The following is an 18,091-nucleotide window of genomic DNA, read 5'->3' as shown; positions in this document are numbered from 1 at the left end:
GCGTTCTTCCTCCCCCATTTCCCACCTTACTGCTGAGTTCGCCTCAGTAGTGACTTTAATATTGCATTGCACAATTTAATTGCCGTACGGAACTATGTGTGATATTTTGTCTCATGTTTGACTTGATCTGAGTTAAATAAATGGCAAATTGTTTCACTAAAACGGGGGTTATATGGGTCAGGTAAGTGCAACCAAAAAAATGGGTTTGGTGCTGGGTGGCGGTGCGCCGAATTCTCCATTGATAGCGGGGGCGCTGGCTGCATTCCTCGATCAGGAGGTCGAGTTCGACGTGATATCCGCCTCGGGCGCGGGCGTGCTGATGGGGCTGCTGTACACGGCGCCGCTGGACGGATCGCCGCGCGAGGCGCTCAAGCGCTGGGCCGACGCCGGCGTGGCCGACAGCATCTACAAGATGATGCCTGTCAACTACAAGATTTTCCACAAGCCGGGCAAGGAGGCGGACGCCTTCCGCGGCGTGTTCTCGCCGCAGGTCGGCAATCCGGTGTTCCCCGGCCTGCAAAGCGTGATGGGCGGCTCGGTGCCCTGGGCCGACTGGACCCAGCTGATGATGTCGACGATGTCGCCGTCTAACTTGTCGTCCAAGAGCCTCGGTTTGTGCGCGCACGCGCCGTTCCTGGAAGGCTCGATCGACTTCTCCGCCATCGCCAAGATGAAGCCGGAGTTCTACATCAACGCCTACAACCTGAACCAGCACCGCATGAAGATCTGGGACAAGCGCGAGATCCAGGCCGAGCACGTGCGCGCCGCGCTGTCGTTCCCGTTCCTGTACGCGCCCACCGAGATCGACGGCGAGGACTATATCGAGGGCGCGGCGCTGGAGACGCTGAACTTCGATCCGTTCATCGAAGGCAAGGGCGAGCACGCGGACACCGATGTGCTGGTGGTGCTCGACATCCTCGGCGACGAGCGCCTGCTGCGCAAGCCGCGCAACCTGTACGACGCGTGGGTCGGCCAGATGATCACGCCGCTGGTCAACATCTCGAACCAGCAGCTGCGCTTGTTCGAGCTGGAGCACAACACCGACCACAAGACGGGCGAGCCGAAGCGTCAAATGCTGAAGCTGGAGCTGATGGCCGCCGTGCCGGAACAGCATATTCCATACACGATGGACTGGTCGACGTCGAACATGCAATTGCTGTTCGACGTGGGCTACAAGACCGCGACCCGCTTCTGCCGTCAAAACGCCGACGTGCTGCGCTTTGCGGAGGAAACGGAAGTGGTTGGCTAGGGCCGATCTTACTTCGGTGAAGTTTGGTCAAAGTTAAACCACGTAGGGCGGATTAGCGCAGCGTAATCGGCCATGCATGCGTATCGGCGGCTCATCGAGTGGCGGATTACGGCGTTCCGCCTCTCAAGTCCTCCGGCAGGAGGACTTTCCTTCGGTAGGCCCCCGGGCGGTTAGCGGGCCTAGCCCGCTAATCCGCCCTACGTGGCTCGACAGGGGATCAGGCTTCCCTTGCCTGGATTCAATTGGATCGGGGTGCGGCAACGACAAGCTTACAATGATCAGACCACTATTTCGGAGGCGAGCATGAGCGAGAACGCACCAACCAATCCCGGCGACGAAGCGGCGCCCGGCACGCCCGGCACCGGCGACGACGTCTGCCCGATCTGTCACGGCACCGGCCGCATCCTGGACGAGGATGACACCATCCCTTGTGGAAACTGCGGCGGCACCGGCATCATCACCGAAGGCATCGGCGGCGGCTAGGCGGCGTCTGACCGCAGTCGGGTCAGCGCCCGATCAACGGCGCCAGCAACGCCAGGGTGCGCCGGGTGGCGCCACGATACCGGTTGGCGAACGCCAACGCCCCGCGCCCCATCGCCGCGCGCGCCTCGTCGTCGCGCAGCAGGCGCGCTGCGGCGGCAACCAATTCAGCGGCATCGGCCACGCGTTGCGCGCCGCCGGCTGCCAGCGCGTCCTCGGTCGATTCGGCGAAATTAAACGTATGCGGACCAATCAGCACCGGCTTGCCCAGGGCCGCCGGTTCGATCAGATTTTGTCCGCCCAGCGGCAGCAGGCTGCCGCCAACGAAAGCGCAGTCGCACGCCGCGTAATAGGCGAACATCTCCCCCATCGAATCGCCCAGCACCACGTCGATATACGCCGGAATCGATGCTTCGCCGGCGCCGTCCAGCGCCAGCTGGCTGCGGCGCTGCACATTGAGCCCGGCCTCGCCGACCATTTTGGCCACCTCGTCGAAACGCTGCGGATGGCGCGGCACGATCAGCAGCAGCACATTGACGGGCAGTTCGGAACGCGCCTCGCGCACCGCCTGCAGTATCAGCGCCTCCTCGCCTTCGCGCGTGCTGGCGAACAGCAGCACGGGACGCGCGCCGATCGCCCTGCGCAGCGCCGCGCCGGTGGCCAGCGCCGCATCCGGCACCACGACGTCGAACTTGATGCTGCCGGTGACCTCCACCTGCTTGACGCCGAGCGAGCGCACGCGCTGGGCGTCGGCCTCGGTCTGCGCGGCGACCAGCGAGATGCCGTGCGCCGCGTCCAGGATCAGCGAGCCGAGACGCCCGGCCTTGCGCAGCGAGCGCTCGGACAGGCGCGCGTTGGCCAGCACCACCGGCACGCCGCGCGCGCCGCACGTGGCGATCAGGTTCGGCCACACTTCGGTCTCCATCAGGATGCAGACCGCCGGTTTGAAATGCTTGATGAAGCGCCCCACCATGGCGCCGGTGTCGTACGGCAGATAGGACTGCGCCAGCCGCGCGCCATGTTTGGCGAACAGCGACTTGCCGGTGGCGCGGCCGGTCGGCGTCATGTGGGTCAGGATCACGCGGCCATTCGGATACCCGGCCAGCAGCGCGTCGATCAACGGCTCGGCGGCGCGCGTTTCGCCGACGGACACCGCGTGCACCCACAACACCGGCGAAGCCGGCGACAAGGCCGAACCGGTGCCGTAAAACCCCAGCCGCTCGCCCCAATGCCCGCGATAGCCCGGCTCCTTGCGGCCGCGCAGCCACAAACGCGCCAGCACCAGCGGCATGGCCAGCCACCACATCACGGAATAAAAGAGACGCATGCGACTCAGCCCAGCAAAGTCCTGGCCGCGGCCAGCACCTCGGACACGGAAGGCGGCGCGCCGCGATCGCCCAGGTTGATGATGCGCGGCGACCAGTTGCCCTCGGTCTTCCAGCGCGGCGAATCGGCGTAGATTTCCACCGTCGGCCGCACGAAGGCGGCGGCGATATGCGTCAAGCCGGTGTCGACGCCGATCACCAGCCCCGCATGGCGCGCCAGCAGCATGGCGTCGGCCATCGACAGCTTGGGCAGCACGCGCGCGTTCGGCAGGCTCGCCGCCAGATGCTCGGCCTCGGCCTGCTCCTTCGGCGAGCCCCATGGCAGCAGGATAGGCATCGGCGCCAGTTCGCGCCCCAGGGCGATCCAGTTCTCCGGCGCCCACTTCTTCGGATCGCGCGCCGTGCCGTGGAAGTACACCACGTAAGGCTCGGCCGGCATCCACGCCGGACGCGGCTCGCCGGCCGATACCGCCGGCAGGCCGAAATCGGCCGGCGTGTCGACCCGGTAGCCCAGCGCGGCGGCGGCCACCACCCGGCCGCGCGCCACCGCATGCGTGCGCGGGTCGGTCGGGATGCTCAGGTTATGGAAAATGCGCGAGACGCCCTCGTAGCCCGAGCCCTCGCTGCCGTTGGCCAGGCCGACCTTGCGGCCGCCCTTGACCACCCGCGCGGCGCCCATGATGATGCCGGTCTTGAGCAGCCCCTGGGTATCGAACACGTAATCGTACCGCTGCTGGCGCAGGGCGTGGAAGAATGCCTTGATCTCGGCGCGCGTTTCCGGCTTGCCCAGGCTTTTGCGCCAGCGCCGCAGCGCGAACGGAATGATGGTGCGCACGCGGGCGTTGAGCCGCACCAGACTGACATAGCCCTCCTCCACCACCCAGTCGATGTTCGCGTCGGGGAAGTGGCGGGCGATATCGGCCACCATCGGCAGGTTGTGCAGCACGTCCCCCAGCGAGGAGACGCGCACCAGCAGGATGTTCAACGGCTTGCCATCGCCCGGGCGCGGGGACATCGCTTAGAAAGGCAGTTGCGCGTCCGGCTTGGCGGCCAGGATCACGCTCTTGAACTGGCCCTGGATGCGCGCCAGCGCCGCCGGCGTTTCCGCTTCGAAGCGCATCACGATCACCGGCGTGGTGTTGGACGAACGCGCCAGGCCGAAGCCGTCCTCGTATTCCACGCGCAGGCCGTCGATGGTGATGATCTGCACGTTGCCCGGGAATTCCGCGTCCGCGCGCAGCTTGTCCATGACGATGACGTTTTCGCCTTCGCTCAGGTGCAGGTGCAGCTCGGGGGTGCTGTCCGACTGCGGCAGGGAATTGAGCAGCGCCGACGGATCGGCCTCGCGGGTCAGGATCTCCAGCAGGCGCGCGCCCGAGTACAGGCCGTCGTCAAAACCGTACCAGCGGTCCTTGAAGAAGATATGGCCGCTCATTTCGCCGCCGAGCGGGGCGCCGGTCTCGCGCAGCTTGGCCTTGACCAGCGAGTGGCCGGTCTTGTACATCAGCGGCACGCCGCCGCTTTTGGTGATGTACGGCGCCAGGTGGCGGGTGCATTTGACGTCGTACAGAATCTGTTCGCCCGGATGGCGGGTCAGCACGTCGGCCGCGAACAGCATCATCTGGCGGTCCGGATAAATGATCTGGCCGTCCTTGGTCACCACGCCCAGGCGGTCGCCGTCGCCGTCGAAGGCGATGCCGATTTCGGCGTCGGTCTCTTGCAGCGCGCGGATCAGGTCCTGCAGGTTTTCCGGATGCGCCGGATCGGGGTGGTGGTTGGGGAAGTTGCCGTCCACTTCGCAGAACAGCTCGACCACCTCGCAGCCCATGCCGCGATACAGGTCGCCGGCGAAGGCGCCGGCCACGCCGTTGCCGCAGTCGACCGCGATCTTGATCGGGCGCGCCAGCTTGACGTCGCCGATGATGCGCTCGAGGTACTGGGCGCGGATGTCGTGGGTGCTGTAGGAACCCTTGGTCGGCGCCGGCGCGCCGTCATGGTCGACGATGCGCTGGTACAGCGCGGTGATGGCCTCGCCGTGGATCGCCTCGCCGGCCAGCACCATCTTGAAGCCGTTGTAGTCCGGCGGATTGTGGCTGCCGGTGACCATGATGCCCGACGCCGCGCCCAGCACGTGGGTGCCGAAGTAGACCATCGGCGTGGCCACCACGCCCAGGTCGATGACGTCGACGCCGGCCGCCTGCAGGCCCTCGGCCAGCGCCGCCGCCAGCGACGGGCCGGACAAGCGGCCGTCGCGGCCGATCACCACCCTGGTCTCGCCCTTGGCCAGCGCGGCCTGGCCGAACGCCTGCCCGATCTGGCGCGCGACGCCCGCATCCAGGGTTTTATCGATGATGCCGCGAATGTCGTAAGCTTTGAAGATCGTTTTGGATAAGGAGACCATACTGGATTGAGCGTGTGCGTGCCACGGCGAGGCGGTGCGGGGCTAGCCCAGCGCACTGCCTTGCCGTGGACGCGGATTAGAGGGAAAAGCAGGTGCCGCCAGAGCGTTGTCGGCAACATGACACCATATACAAGTGCGCAGTGTAAGTCCGATACCGGCGGCAGGCAAGCCCCGCCGGCCCGCGACCGCGCTAAAACCGCTTAAACCTTCAGGCCGGCGATGTCGTTGCCGGCGTCGAGCCATTCCTTGACCCATTTCGGCTGGCGGCCGCGGCCGGTCCATTGCTGGGAGGCGTCGGCCGGATTGCGGTAGCGCGGCGCCACCGAGCCGGTCTTTTTGCCGCCGCGGGCGGTGACGGCGCCGCCGACCAGATCCTTCACCGGCAGGCCGACGCTCTGGGCGATGGCCAATATCTGTTCGCGCGCCTTGGCCAGGTCCTGGCCTTCGCGCTGTTTCAATTCGCGTTTAACTTGTTCTTGCAAATTCCGCAAATCGGCGGAAGACATATTCGACAGGTCCATTGGGCTTTCCTTCCAGTGATGATAATAAAAGCGCTGCGCGAATATATTACATCAAGCCGGAAAAATCACATTTTCTTATGGCGTATCATCCAGCGCGGCGCCTTAAAGCGGACGATGCGCACATAAATCCAGATGTAACTGCTGATAAACAAAATACAAAACACCATTAATACCCAGGTATGGCGCCAGAATACCGTGGCCGGTATCACCGCCATCAGCGAAAACATCCACAAATACGGGGACGTGAGCGAATTGCGGCGGATCAGCGCGCGCGCCTCCTTGCGGCCCACCGCCCATTGCACGATGCGGCGGAAGATCAGGCTATGCAAGTGGATACCGTCGGGCATGGCGGGAGATTTGCCGCGAACAAACATGCGCCGATAAACGGAAAACAAGGTTTCAAATGTTGGATATATTAACAACAACGCCGCGTACCAAGTGGAAACTTGCGGATTGCGCATTACCAGCAGCAACGCCAGCTCGCCCAGCATAAAGCCGATGAAATAAGCGCCGCCGTCGCCCAGGAATATCATGCCGACCGGGTAATTCCAGATCAGGAAACCGGCGGTGGCGCCGGCCACCATCAGCGCGGCGATCAGCACGAACATATCGTTGACCTGCAGCGCGACATAACCGAGCGACAGCAGCATGCAAATACACACCACGCTGGCCAGGCCGTTGAAGCCGTCGATGATATTGACGGCGTTGGCCACGCCGGCCACCGCCAGCACCGTCAGCGGCAGCGTGATCCACATATATTCGATGGGCCAGGCGGCGAAGGGGAAGTCGATGCGGTCGATGCGGGCGTCGAGCAGGAAATAGCCGAGGGCGGCGGCGGCCATGGTCAGCAGCAGCCGGCGCGTGGCGCTGACGCGGCCCGTGTAATCCTCGACGATGCCGCCGACGAAGGCGACGGTGGAACAGGCCAGCAGCGAGAACAGCCAGTTGCCCAAGGCCGGCACGCGCCAGACGGAAATGGTGGAACTGAGCGCGACCGACAGAAAGATCGACAAGCCGCCTATCCGCGCCACATGGTGGGCATGCACCTTCTGGACGCCGAGGAAATCGGAATCCAGCGCCGGACCGTGCAATCTGGATTCTTTTATGACCAACAGGGTAAGCAGCGCGGAAGCGATAAAGCTCAGTAAAAAGGAAAACATATTTTATCTATACAAAATTGCCGGATGCGCTTACCGGTACAGAGGCGAGTCCAGGTCCGCCGAGGGGTGATCGGCACGCTAGCCCGCGATTGTACCGGATTGGCCAAGGCAATCCTGAATTGATAACGCCGGGGTCAACGCCGGGGTCAGGTCCAACATTTCTACACGGGCTGGACCGTGTATCACTCCATGCACAGCCGCAGCGCCTCTTTCCACTCCGGCAGATGGCAAAAGCGCGTCATCAGGCGCTCGGAGGACATTACCGAATACCGCGGCCGCCTCGCCGGCGTCGGATAGTCGGCGCTGCCGATCGGCAGCACGCGGCACTCGAGCCCGGCCGCCTCGACGATCGCCTGGGTGAACTCGAACCAGGTGGTGCGGCCCTGCGCACTCAGGTGATAGACGCCGCTGTTGCGCGCCCACCAGTCGTCACCGCCGGCGCGCGCCTGCGCCAGCACCTGCGCCGTGGTGTCGGCGATGGTGCGGCTCCAGGTCGGCGCGCCGTGCTGGTCGGCCACCACGCGCAGCTCGTCGCGCTCCCTGGCCAGGCGCAGCATCGTCAACAGGAAATTCTTACCGCGCATGCCATACACCCAGCTGGTGCGGAAGATCAGGTGCGGAATGCCGGCCTCGGCGATGGCGCGCTCGCCGGCCAGCTTGCTGGCGCCGTAGACGTTCAGCGGCCCGGTCGGGTCGTCCTCCACCCGCGGCGCCGGGTCGGCGCCGTCGAATACGTAGTCGGTCGAATAATGCACCATCGCCGCGCCCAGCAGTTTGGCCTCGCGCGCCATCAGCCCGGGCGCCTCGGCGTTGACGCGGTGCGCCAGGTCCGGCTCGCTCTCGGCCTTGTCGACCGCCGTGTAGGCGGCCGGGTTGACGATCAGCCCCGGCTTGACCTGGCGGATGACGTCGCGCACCTGGTCGAGGTCGGACAGGTCCATGACGCCCCGGTCCACCGCCACCACCTCGCCCACGCCCTGCAGGCTGCGCGCCAGCTCGTATCCCACCTGGCCGGTGCTGCCGGTGAGCAAAATCTTCACGCGAACACCTCGGCGGCGGCCAGCGGTCCGGCTGCCTGGTCCTTGTGCGACAAGGTCGGCGTCAGGTCCAGCGGCCAGACGATGCCGATGGCCGGGTCGTTCCACAGGATGGCGCGCTCGTGCTCGGGCGCCCAGTAGTCGGTGGTTTTATAGAGGAACTCGGCGTTGTCGCTGGTGACCACGAAGCCGTGCGCGAAGCCGGCCGGTATCCACATCTGGCGCATGTTTTCAGCGCTGAGCTCGACGCCGTACCACTGGCCGAACGTGGGCGAGCTCCGGCGGATGTCGACCGCCACGTCGAACACGGCGCCGGCGGTCACGCGCACCAGCTTGCCCTGCGGCTGCTGGATCTGGTAATGCAGGCCGCGCAGCACGCCCCGGCGCGAGCGCGAATGGTTGTCCTGCACGAAGCCGGCAGTCACGCCGGTGGCCTCGGCGAATTGGCGGGCGTTGTAGCTTTCGTAGAAAAAACCGCGCTCGTCGCCGAACACGCGCGGCTCGAGCACCAGCAAACCTTCCAGCGGTGTGGTAACAACCTTCATCGCGGCACGACCTTGTCTTCCAGTATCTGCAACAGGTATTGGCCGTAATTGTTCTTTTTGAGCGGCTCGGCCAGCTTGCGCAGCTGGGCCGCGTCGATATAGCCCTTGCGATAGGCGATCTCCTCCGGACAGGCCACCTTCAGGCCCTGGCGCTTTTCGATGGTGGCGATGAACTGGCCCGCCTCCAGCAGCGACTCGTGGGTGCCGGTGTCGAGCCAGGCCATGCCGCGCCCCATCACCTCGACGTTGAGCTGCTGCTTTTCCAGGTAGACGCGGTTGACGTCGGTGATCTCGAGCTCGCCGCGCGCGGACGGCTTGATGCTGGCGGCGATGTCGCACACCTGATTATCGTAGAAATACAGGCCGGTGACCGCGTAATTGGATTTGGGCTGTTTGGGTTTTTCCTCGATCGACACGGCTTGGCGGCCGCCGTCGAACTCGACCACGCCGTAGCGCTCCGGGTCCTGCACGTGGTAGGCGAACACGGTGGCGCCGTCGGCCTGCTCGCTGGCGTGGTTGAGCAGCGCGTCCAGATCGTTGCCGTAATAGATGTTATCGCCCAGGATCAGCGCCGACGGCGCGTCGCCGACGAACTCCTTGCCGATGATGAAGGCCTGCGCCAGGCCGTCCGGCGACGGCTGCACCGCGTAGCTGATATGGATGCCCCACTGGCTGCCGTCGCCCAGCAGGTCCTGGAAACGCGGCGTGTCCTGCGGCGTCGAGATCAGCAGGATCTCGGTCATGCCGGCGAGCATCAGCACCGTCAGCGGGTGGTAGATCATCGGCTTGTCGTAGATCGGCAGCAATTGCTTCGATACGCTCATCGTCACCGGATACAGACGGGTGCCGGAGCCGCCGGCCAGAATAATGCCCTTGCGGCGGTTGCCGTTGGTTGTGCCCGTAGTGCTCATTCTTATTGGCCTTCGCGATTAAAGTAGTTGGTTTCCACCCATTTGGCGTAGCTGCCCGACTGCACGTCGGCGACCCAGGCCTGGTTGTCCAGATACCACTGCACGGTCTTGGCGATGCCGGTCTGGAAGGTCTCGGCCGGTTTCCAGCCCAGTTCACGCTCCAGCTTGCGGGCGTCGATGGCGTAGCGGCGGTCGTGGCCGGGACGGTCCTTGACGTAGGTGATCTGCGCGCGGTAACTGGCGCCGTCGGCCTTCGGGGCGACCTTGTCGAGCATGTCGCACAAGGTGTGCACGACGTCCAGGTTGGCCATCTCGTTCCAGCCGCCGACGTTGTAGGTCTCGCCCAGGCGGCCGGCCTCGAGCACACGGCGGATCGCCGCGCAATGGTCGCTGACATACAGCCAGTCGCGCACCTGCTGGCCGTCGCCGTAGATCGGCAGCGGCTTGCCGGCCTGCGCGTTGGCGATGATCAGCGGGATCAGCTTTTCCGGGAAGTGGTACGGGCCGTAATTGTTCGAGCAGTTGGTCGTCAGCGTCGGCAAACCGTAGGTATGATGATAGGAACGCACCAAGTGGTCGGACGCGGCCTTCGACGCCGAGTACGGGCTGTTCGGCGCGAACGCGGTCGTTTCGCTGAACGGCGCGTCGTCCGGGCCGAGCGTGCCGTAGACCTCGTCGGTGGACACGTGCAGGAAGCGGAACGCCGCCTGCTCCGCCGCCGGCAGCGCCGACCAGTAGGCGCGCGCGGCCTCCAGCAGGCTGAACGTGCCGTTGATGTTGGTGTTGATGAATTCGCCGGGACCGAGGATCGATCGGTCGACGTGGCTTTCGGCGGCGAAGTGGACGACGGCGCGCGGCTGGTGCCGCTGGAACAGTTCCAGCACCTGGGCCTGGTCGCAGATGTCGCCGCGCACGAAGATGTGGCGCGGGTCGTTTTTCAGCGACGCCAGATTATTCAGATTGCCGGCGTAGGTCAGCTTGTCATAATTAACAACAGGCTCGTCGGACTGGGCCAGCCAGTCGAGGACAAAGTTTGAACCGATAAAACCGGCACCACCCGTAACAAAAATCATTTAGTATCCCGCAGCAAGAGTCAAAACAGTCGTAAGAGTGATTTTATGTGAAACTGCGCTGCCCACGGGCAAAAATCAACACTCGCACTCTGATTTCAGGGTAATTCCGATTCCAAAGCAACGAACCAGAGAGCAACCATATGAAAACCTATGTAATCGGGGATTTACAAGGCTGCCACGAGCAGGCCCTGTCCATGCTCGAGCGCATACGCGCGCACGCGGCCGCGGCCGGCGTGGCCGAGCCGGCGATCCTGTTCGCCGGCGACCTGATCAACCGGGGCCCGGACTCGCTGGCCACCTTGCGCCACGTGCGCAAGCTGGCCATGGCCAGCGGCGGCCTGATCGACAGCGTGCTGGGCAACCACGACCTGCACCTGCTGGCGGTGGCCTACGGCATCCGGGCCGAGCACAAGTCCGACACCTTGGCCGACATCCTGCACGCGCCCGACCGCGACGAGCTGATCGACTGGGTGCGGCGCCGGCCGCTGGCGATCCAGACCCCGGGCCACGTGCTGGTGCACGCCGGCCTGCTGCCGCAGTGGAGCGCCGACCAGGCCATGGCGCTGGCCGGCGAGGTGCAGGACATGCTGCGCGGGCCGGATGAAACCTTCGCCGATTTCCTGGCCGAGATGTACGGCAACCTGCCCGATCAATGGTCGGAAGACCTGCAGGGCGCCGACCGGCTGCGCTGCATCATCAACGCCATGACGCGGCTGCGCTTCTGCACCGCCGACGGCGTGATGGATTTCAAGATGAAGGAAAGCGGCAAGGCCGAGGAAGGCTCGGGCCTGATGCCGTGGTTCGAGGTGCCGGGACGGCGCAGCGCGCGCGACACGGTGGTGTTCGGCCACTGGTCGGCGCTGGGGCTGACGTTGAAACCGAACTTGATCGGCCTCGACAGCGGCTGCGTGTGGGGCGGCCAGTTGTCGGCCGTGTGCCTGGAGGATCGTAGCTTGTTGCAGGTGCAGTGCCCGGAGTTCCAGGAGCCGAGCAACAAGAAAAAAGCCTAGGTATTCCGGCGTCAACCCGCACCGGGAAGGGGTCGGACCCAACGGGTCCGACCCCGCATCCGCGTCACGGGTGGGGGTGGCTTTCGACCGTCACGCCCAACGCTTCGGCCACCGCCTTGTGCGTGACCTCCGCCAATTCGCGCCGATGCGCGCCGGCCGTCTCGATCGGCGCCAGCACCATCAATTTCGCCTTCACCGGCGGGCCGCCGAGAATCGCGATGATGCTCTCGGCAAACGTCATCTCGCCGATAAAATCCACCGACGGATGCGAGGCGCCGTTTGGGGCCACATACGACAACGCCACCGGCTGCACCGGCACCCCGGCGTCGATCGCCGCCTCGAACAAATTGGCGTGGAACGGCAACAGCTGGCCCTGCGACGAAGTAGTGCCTTCCGGGAAGAAAGCCACGCGCTCGCCCCGCTCCAGGGTGCTCACCAATCCCTTGAAGATATGCCGCAAATCGCGCCGGTTGCCGCGCGAAATGAACACGGTGCCGGCCTTCTCCGCCAGCCAGCCGGCCAGCGGCCACGAGCGGATCTCGGCCTTGGCGACAAAGTGGCTCGGATGCAGGCTGTGGACGACGAAAATATCCAGCCACGACACGTGGTTGGCCACCACCACCGCCCGCTCCAGCATCGGCGCGGCCGCGTGCTGCTCGACGCTGACGTTGCACATCTTGAGCAGCCGGGTCGACCAGCGGCGGATGTGGCCGTTGCGCTTGTCCTGGGCGATCCACGGAAACACCGTGGCGCAGATCGCCATCCCCAGCAGCACGTGCGCCGTCACCCGCGCCAGGCGCCAGATCACTGAAATCTTCATCCGGAAAATCAGCCGCGCTGGTAGGCGATGTGGCCGGCCACGATGGTGGCGCGCACCTGCCCCGTCAGGTTGTACCCGAGGAAAGGCGTGTGCTTGCCCTGGCTGGCCAGCGCCGACGCTTCCACCGTCCAGGTGGCCTGCGGATCGAAGACGCAGACGTCGGCCACCGCGCCGACCGACAAGGTGCCGCTGCTCAAGCCGGCAACGCGGGCGGCGTCGGCGGTGATGCGCGAAATCGCCCGCGCCAGCGGACGCGTGGCGGCCTGGTCGGCGCCGTGGTGCTGGCCGGCGGCGTAGTCGTCGGCCCATTTCAGGGTCAGCGACAGCAGCAGCTCCAGTCCGGTGGCGCCGGGCGAGGCCTCGCCGAACGGCAGCAGTTTCTCGTCGTCGTCGACCGGCGTGTGGTCCGAGCACAGCGCGTCGACGGTGCCGTCGAGCAGGCCGAGGCGGATGGCGTCGCGGTCGCGCTGGCTGCGCAGCGGCGGCGTCAGGCGCGCGTTCGAGTCGAAGAAGCCGATGTCGGCGTCGGTCAGGTGGACGTGGTGGGCGCCGACGTCGCAGGTGACCGGCAAGCCTTCCTTCTTGGCGTTGCGCACCAGCTCGAGGCCGGCGGCCGACGACATGCGGCACAGGTGCACGCGCGCGCCGGTCGAGCGCATCAGTTCGAAAATCGTGTGCAGCGCGATCGTTTCCGACATCACCGGCACGCCCGACAGGCCCAGGCGCGAAGCCAGCGGACCGCTGGCGGCGATGCCGCCGCGGCCGATGTGCGCATCCTGCGGCCGCAGCCAAACGGTGTAGTTGAAGGTCTTGGCGTACTGCATCGCGCGCAGCAGCACGTTGGTGTCCTCGACCGGCTCCTCGGCCTGGGCGAACCCGATGCAGCCGGCCTCGGTCAGCTCGGCCATCTCGGTCAGCGCCTTGCCCTTGAGGCCGACGGTCAGCGCGCCCAGCGGGTGCACGTGGGCCTGGTTCAGGGTCTTGGCGCGGTACTTGAGCATCTCCACCAGGCCGGGCTCGTCGAGGACGGGATCGGTGTCCGGCGGGCACACCAGGCTGGTCACGCCGCCCTGCATCGCCGCCTGCAATTCCGATTCCAGCGTGGCCTTGTATTCGTAGCCCGGCTCGCGCAGGCGCGCCGACAGGTCGACGAAGCCGGGCGCGACGATCATGCCGGCCGCGTCGAGGGTCTGGTCGGCGCTGAAGCCGGCGGGTGCCGCACCCACCGCCACCACCTTGCCGTCGGCGATATACAGGTCCTGCTGGGCGTCGATGCCGTTGGCCGGGTCGATCAGGTGGCCGTTCTTGATATGGAGAGTTTTATTCGAGTTCATTCCTGCTTTCATCCTTGCGTTCCCGCCACAATGCTCATCACCGCCATCCGTACCGCGATGCCGAACGTCACCTGCGGCAAGATCACCGCCTGCGGACCGTCCGCCACCGCCGAGTCGATTTCCACGCCGCGGTTCATCGGCCCCGGATGCATGACGATGGCGTCCGGCTTGGCCAGCGCCAGCCGCTCCGGCGTCAGGCCGTAGCTCTTGAAGTATTCCTGCGCCGACGGCAGCAGCGCGCCGCTCATGCGCTCGTTTTGCAGGCGCAGCATGATGATCACGTCGACGCCCTTCAAGCCCTCTTCCATGTTGGTGAAGGTGCGCACGCCCATCTGCTCCAGCCCGCCCGGCAGCAGGGTGTGCGGGCCGATCGCGCGCACTTCCGGCACGCCCAAGGTGGTCAGCGCGTGGATGTCCGAGCGCGCCACGCGGCTGTGCAGGATGTCGCCGACGATGGCCACCGTCAGGTTGGTGAAGTCCTTCTTGTAGTGGCGGATGGTGTACATGTCCAGCAGGCCCTGCGTCGGGTGCGCGTGGCGGCCGTCGCCGGCGTTGACCACGTGCACGTGCGACTGCTTGGTGTCGTGCAGGTGCTTGGCGATCAGGTACGGCGCGCCCGACTGCGCGTGGCGCACGACGAACATATCGGCGTGCATCGCCGACAGGTTGTCGATGGTGTCGAGCAAGGACTCGCCCTTGCTGGCCGACGAGGCCTGGATGTTGAGGTTGATGACGTCGGCCGACAGGCGCTTGGAGGCGATCTCGAAGGTGGTGCGGGTGCGGGTCGAGTTCTCGAAGAACAGGTTGAACACCGACTTGCCGCGCATCAGCGGCACTTTCTTGACGTCGCGGTCCGAGATGCCGACGAACGACGAGGCGGTGTCCAGGATGTGATTGAGGATGGATTTGGGCAGTCCCTCGATCGACAGCAGGTGCTGGAGTTCGCCGTTTTTATTCAGTTGCGGATTGAGCATGGTGGTGGGGGTCGTGATGATTATGCGTGGTCTAGGGTGAGCGTGAATCGTCCATCGTCGGCGCGCTTGAGCACCAGCGCCTGCCCCGGCGGCACGGCCACGTGCGCGGCGACGAAATCGGCGGCCACCGGCAACTGGCGCTCGCCGCGGTCGACCAGCGCGGCGAGCATGATGCGGGCCGGGCGGCCGTAGTCGAACAGCTCGTTGATCGCGGCGCGCGTGGTGCGGCCGGTGTAGAGCACGTCGTCGACCAGCAGGATGTTGGCGGCGGCGACGTCGAACGTGATGTTGGTCGGCTTGACCTCGGCCGGCAAGCCCTTCTTGGCGTAGTCGTCGCGGTAGAAGGAGACGTCGAGCACGCCGCAGCGGGCCGACAGGCCGAGGTCGGCCGCGAGCCGTTCGGCGATCCAGGCGCCGCCGGAGTGGATGCCGACGATGGCGACATCGGCGACGCCGGCCAGGCCGGCCTTGACGTCGGCCAGCAAGGCCGCGTACAGCGCCTCGGCGTCGAGTTGGGTGGGGTTCAGTGTGGACATGGTGGTTCGCTAGGTGGCGTCGAAATATTGTTGCAAAATGATGGCGGCGGCGCGGTCGTCGATGACCTCGCCGCGCTTGGCGGAGATGACCGCCGACGAATAGCGTTCGTCGACCAGCTCGACCGGCAGGTTGAAGCGGCCGTGCAACTGGTTGGCGAACTTGCGCGCGCGCGCCGTCATCTCGTGCTCGGCGCCATCGGGATGCATGGGCAGGCCGACCACGAGGCGGGCGGGTTTCCATTCGTCGAGCAAGGCGCCGATGTCGGCAAAGCGCGTGGCGTTGTCGATGGCGGAGATGACTTTGACTGGCTGGGCCTGGCGGATCATGGTGTTACCCATGGCCACGCCGATACGTTTGACGCCGAAATCGAAAGCAAAGACGGTTTCGACGCTCACGGTTGACCGGACTCACGCATGGCCGGCCTCGGAGGTGAGCATCAGCGGATCGATGCCCAGCAGGCGCATGGCGGCCGTGTAGCGTTCCTCGATGGGCAGGTTGAACAGGATTTCCGGGTCGGCGCCGACCGTGAGCCAGCCGTTGCGGCCGATCTCCTCCTCCAGCTGGCCCGGGCTCCAGCCCGAGTAGCCGATCGACACCAGCATGCGCGGCGGCCCGTCGCCGGCGGCAACGGCCTCGAGCACGTCGATCGACGTGGTGAAGGCGATGTCCTTGGTCACCGTCAGCGACGACGAATAGCGGTTGCCCGGCGTGTGCAGCACGAAGCCGCGGTCGTCCTGCACCGGGCCGCCAAACATGATGGGCTCGTCCACATGCGATTCGAAGCCGGCGTCGGGCGTCAAATCTATCCGTTCGAACAACACTTGCATCGTCATATCGGTCGGTTTGTTGATCACCACGCCCAATACGCCGTTCTCATTGTGTTCGCAGACATACACCACGGTGCCGCCGAAGACCGGATCTTGCATGGAAGGCATTGCAATTAGGAAATGATTGGCCAGGTTCAGGACCGGCGCCGTGCCGCCGATGGCGCCCAGCTCATCGACGTCACCGTGGTGCTGGTCCTGTGCTCGATCCTGTGGTTCGCCCTCTCTCAGGCCGGCTGCAGGTAGAGTTTTGCCGATTTTGCTCTTCTTCATACGCGTTGCTCTCTCTGTGCTGGATGCATGATCTTACCGTGCCGCCGCTATGTCCTGGACAAATGCTGTAACATCGCGCCGCTAGCAGCCGTATCTCCCTCACCGATAGTTTACACTGAATTGAGGGCGCGGCCATGATTGCGTTCCTCCACGAGATTGACATAGACCGAATGAAACTGAAATCGTCCCTGGTATGGCTGCGCCGCGATCTGCGCGTGTTCGACCATGTCGCGCTCAACCAGGCGCTGCAAAACAGCGCCACCGTGTATTGCGTTTTTGTCTACGATACGACCATCCTGGACGCGCTGGCGCGGCGCGACCGCCGCGTCGACTTCATCCACGCCAGCCTGGCCGAGGTGGCCGAGGAACTGCGGCAACTGGGCGGCCACCTGATCGTGCGCCACGCCGATCCGGTCGACGCCATCCCCGCGCTGGCGGCCGAGCTGGGCGTCGACGCCGTGTTCTGCAACCACGATTACGAACCGCAGGCGATCGCCCGCGATGCCGCCGTGGCCGACGCCCTGAAGGACGCCGGCCGCCAGTTCCTCAGCTACAAAGACCAGGTGGTCTTTGAAAAAAGCGAAGTGCTGTCGCAGACGGGCGGCGTGTTCTCGGTGTTCACGCCGTACAAGAACGCGTGGCTGAAAAAGCTGGCGGCCGACCCGTCGGTGCTGGCGCCGTACCACGTCGAAGCGCACGCCGCGCGGCTGGCGCCGCCACCTTCGCCGGCGCCGGCGCTGCCGACCCTAGCCGAGCTGGGCTTCGAGCCGAGCAACCTGGCCGAGCTGAAGATCCCGACCGGCATGTCCGGCGCGGCGGCGCTGTTCGACGATTTCCTCCCGCGCATCGCCGACTACAAGACCGCGCGCGACTATCCGGCGGTCAAGGGGCCGTCCTACCTGTCGCTGCATTTCCGCTTCGGCACGCTGTCGGTGCGCCACCTGGTGCGCACGGTGGTGGACCTGATGGCGCGCGGCGCCGGCGGCGAAGGCGCGCCGGTCTGGCTGGCCGAGCTGATCTGGCGCGAGTTCTACGCGATGATCTTGTTCCACAACCCGCACGTGGTGGGCGGCGCCTATAAACCGGCCTACGACGCCATCCAATGGGAGAGCGGGCCGGAGGCGGACCAACTGTTCGCGGCCTGGTGCGAGGGCCGCACCGGCTATCCGCTGGTGGACGCGGCGATGGCGCAGCTCAACCAGACCGGCTATATGCACAACCGGCTGCGCATGGTGACGGCGTGCTTCCTGATCAAGGACCTGGGCATCGACTGGCGGCGCGGCGAGGCGTATTTCGCGCTGCAGTTGAACGACTTCGACCTGGCGTCGAACAACGGCGGCTGGCAATGGGCGTCGTCGTCGGGATGCGACGCGCAGCCGTATTTCCGCATTTTCAATCCGATCACGCAGTCGGAGAAATTCGACGCCGGCGGTAAATTCATCCGGCGCTATCTGCCGCAGCTAAAGGATTTGGGCGACAAGGAGATCCACGCGCCGTGGCAAAGCCCGCGTATGCAGCCGCTGGATTATCCGGCGCCGATCGTCATGCACGACGAAGCGCGCAAACGCACGCTGGAGCGTTACGAGGTGGTGAAGGTCAATCGCCCACCCGCGTGAC

Annotated in this window: 19 protein-coding genes; 4 read left to right on the top strand and 15 right to left on the bottom strand. The window is 65.3% G+C overall.

What is annotated here, in order from left to right:
- Nucleotides 1-199 precede the first annotated feature (199 nt).
- Nucleotides 200-1,249 (top strand): patatin-like phospholipase family protein, encoded by a 1,050-nt coding sequence (locus tag JOD97_RS23705; protein ID WP_229264668.1) that lies wholly within the window; start codon nucleotides 200-202, stop codon nucleotides 1,247-1,249.
- Between the two features lie 303 nt (nucleotides 1,250-1,552).
- Nucleotides 1,553-1,732 carry a hypothetical protein gene (locus JOD97_RS23700; RefSeq protein WP_209724100.1) on the top strand — a complete coding sequence of 60 codons (180 nt, stop codon included), beginning with the start codon at nucleotides 1,553-1,555 and terminating at the stop codon, nucleotides 1,730-1,732.
- Between the two features lie 22 nt (nucleotides 1,733-1,754).
- Here the strand turns inward: JOD97_RS23700 and waaA are convergent, their stop codons facing one another.
- From waaA to rfbB, 9 genes are all read right to left on the bottom strand, one after another.
- Nucleotides 1,755-3,056 (bottom strand): lipid IV(A) 3-deoxy-D-manno-octulosonic acid transferase, encoded by a 1,302-nt coding sequence (gene waaA / locus JOD97_RS23695; RefSeq protein ID WP_209724098.1) that lies wholly within the window; start codon nucleotides 3,054-3,056, stop codon nucleotides 1,755-1,757.
- 5 nt (nucleotides 3,057-3,061) lie between these two features.
- On the bottom strand, nucleotides 3,062-4,069 hold the full coding sequence (gene waaC, locus JOD97_RS23690) for a lipopolysaccharide heptosyltransferase I (protein ID WP_209724096.1): 1,008 nt from the start codon (nucleotides 4,067-4,069) through the stop codon (nucleotides 3,062-3,064).
- 3 nt (nucleotides 4,070-4,072) lie between these two features.
- Nucleotides 4,073-5,455 (bottom strand): phosphomannomutase/phosphoglucomutase, encoded by a 1,383-nt coding sequence (locus JOD97_RS23685; protein ID WP_209724094.1) that lies wholly within the window; start codon nucleotides 5,453-5,455, stop codon nucleotides 4,073-4,075.
- Between the two features lie 200 nt (nucleotides 5,456-5,655).
- Complete coding sequence (locus tag JOD97_RS23680; protein ID WP_209724092.1) at nucleotides 5,656-5,976, bottom strand: H-NS family nucleoid-associated regulatory protein; 321 nt, start codon at nucleotides 5,974-5,976, stop codon at nucleotides 5,656-5,658.
- 65 nt (nucleotides 5,977-6,041) lie between these two features.
- The gene (locus JOD97_RS23675; protein WP_209724089.1) at nucleotides 6,042-7,136 is read right to left on the bottom strand and encodes a glycosyltransferase family 4 protein; all 1,095 of its coding nucleotides are present in this window, start codon (nucleotides 7,134-7,136) and stop codon (nucleotides 6,042-6,044) included.
- A gap of 182 nt (nucleotides 7,137-7,318) precedes the next feature.
- Nucleotides 7,319-8,176, bottom strand: a complete 858-nt coding sequence (gene rfbD / locus JOD97_RS23670) for a dTDP-4-dehydrorhamnose reductase (RefSeq protein ID WP_209724087.1) — start codon at nucleotides 8,174-8,176, stop codon at nucleotides 7,319-7,321.
- A complete protein-coding gene (gene rfbC / locus JOD97_RS23665; protein WP_209724085.1) occupies nucleotides 8,173-8,718 on the bottom strand; it encodes a dTDP-4-dehydrorhamnose 3,5-epimerase in 546 nt (181 codons plus the stop codon). The genes rfbD and rfbC overlap by 4 nt, the downstream gene beginning before the upstream one ends.
- Nucleotides 8,715-9,629, bottom strand: a complete 915-nt coding sequence (gene rfbA, locus JOD97_RS23660; protein ID WP_209724083.1) for a glucose-1-phosphate thymidylyltransferase RfbA — start codon at nucleotides 9,627-9,629, stop codon at nucleotides 8,715-8,717. The genes rfbC and rfbA overlap by 4 nt, the downstream gene beginning before the upstream one ends.
- A gap of 2 nt (nucleotides 9,630-9,631) precedes the next feature.
- Nucleotides 9,632-10,702: a dTDP-glucose 4,6-dehydratase gene (rfbB, locus tag JOD97_RS23655; protein ID WP_209724081.1), complete on the bottom strand. Its 1,071-nt coding sequence runs from the start codon at nucleotides 10,700-10,702 to the stop codon at nucleotides 9,632-9,634.
- 140 nt (nucleotides 10,703-10,842) lie between these two features.
- Here rfbB and JOD97_RS23650 point away from each other — a divergent pair, with 140 nt between their 5' ends.
- Nucleotides 10,843-11,712, top strand: a complete 870-nt coding sequence (locus JOD97_RS23650) for a symmetrical bis(5'-nucleosyl)-tetraphosphatase (RefSeq protein WP_209724079.1) — start codon at nucleotides 10,843-10,845, stop codon at nucleotides 11,710-11,712.
- Between the two features lie 64 nt (nucleotides 11,713-11,776).
- Here JOD97_RS23650 and JOD97_RS23645 read toward each other — a convergent pair whose 3' ends face one another.
- From JOD97_RS23645 to JOD97_RS23620, 6 genes are read right to left on the bottom strand one after another with little or no spacing between them, the layout of a single operon-like run.
- Nucleotides 11,777-12,532: a 1-acyl-sn-glycerol-3-phosphate acyltransferase gene (locus JOD97_RS23645; protein WP_209724077.1), complete on the bottom strand. Its 756-nt coding sequence runs from the start codon at nucleotides 12,530-12,532 to the stop codon at nucleotides 11,777-11,779.
- 8 nt (nucleotides 12,533-12,540) lie between these two features.
- Nucleotides 12,541-13,866 carry a dihydroorotase gene (locus JOD97_RS23640; protein WP_209724075.1) on the bottom strand — a complete coding sequence of 442 codons (1,326 nt, stop codon included), beginning with the start codon at nucleotides 13,864-13,866 and terminating at the stop codon, nucleotides 12,541-12,543.
- A gap of 8 nt (nucleotides 13,867-13,874) precedes the next feature.
- A complete protein-coding gene (locus JOD97_RS23635; protein ID WP_209724073.1) occupies nucleotides 13,875-14,840 on the bottom strand; it encodes an aspartate carbamoyltransferase catalytic subunit in 966 nt (321 codons plus the stop codon).
- Between the two features lie 20 nt (nucleotides 14,841-14,860).
- On the bottom strand, nucleotides 14,861-15,376 hold the full coding sequence (gene pyrR, locus JOD97_RS23630) for a bifunctional pyr operon transcriptional regulator/uracil phosphoribosyltransferase PyrR (protein WP_209724071.1): 516 nt from the start codon (nucleotides 15,374-15,376) through the stop codon (nucleotides 14,861-14,863).
- 9 nt (nucleotides 15,377-15,385) lie between these two features.
- Nucleotides 15,386-15,772: a Holliday junction resolvase RuvX gene (ruvX, locus tag JOD97_RS23625; RefSeq protein WP_209724069.1), complete on the bottom strand. Its 387-nt coding sequence runs from the start codon at nucleotides 15,770-15,772 to the stop codon at nucleotides 15,386-15,388.
- A 12-nt stretch (nucleotides 15,773-15,784) separates the two neighbouring features.
- Nucleotides 15,785-16,474, bottom strand: coding sequence for a YqgE/AlgH family protein (locus JOD97_RS23620; protein ID WP_209724067.1), 690 nt, complete (start codon nucleotides 16,472-16,474; stop codon nucleotides 15,785-15,787).
- Nucleotides 16,475-16,644: 170 nt separating this feature from the next.
- On the opposite strand from JOD97_RS23620, the gene JOD97_RS23615 reads away from it, so the two are divergent.
- The gene (locus JOD97_RS23615; protein WP_209724065.1) at nucleotides 16,645-18,090 is read left to right on the top strand and encodes a deoxyribodipyrimidine photo-lyase; all 1,446 of its coding nucleotides are present in this window, start codon (nucleotides 16,645-16,647) and stop codon (nucleotides 18,088-18,090) included.
- Nucleotide 18,091 lies beyond the last annotated feature (1 nt).

Origin of the sequence: Duganella sp. 1411 (genome assembly GCF_017833525.1) — a bacterium.
Classification (GTDB): domain Bacteria; phylum Pseudomonadota; class Gammaproteobacteria; order Burkholderiales; family Burkholderiaceae_D; genus Rugamonas.
Note: the sequence above shows the minus strand (reverse complement) of the source record. Positions and strands in the feature narration are given on the sequence as shown.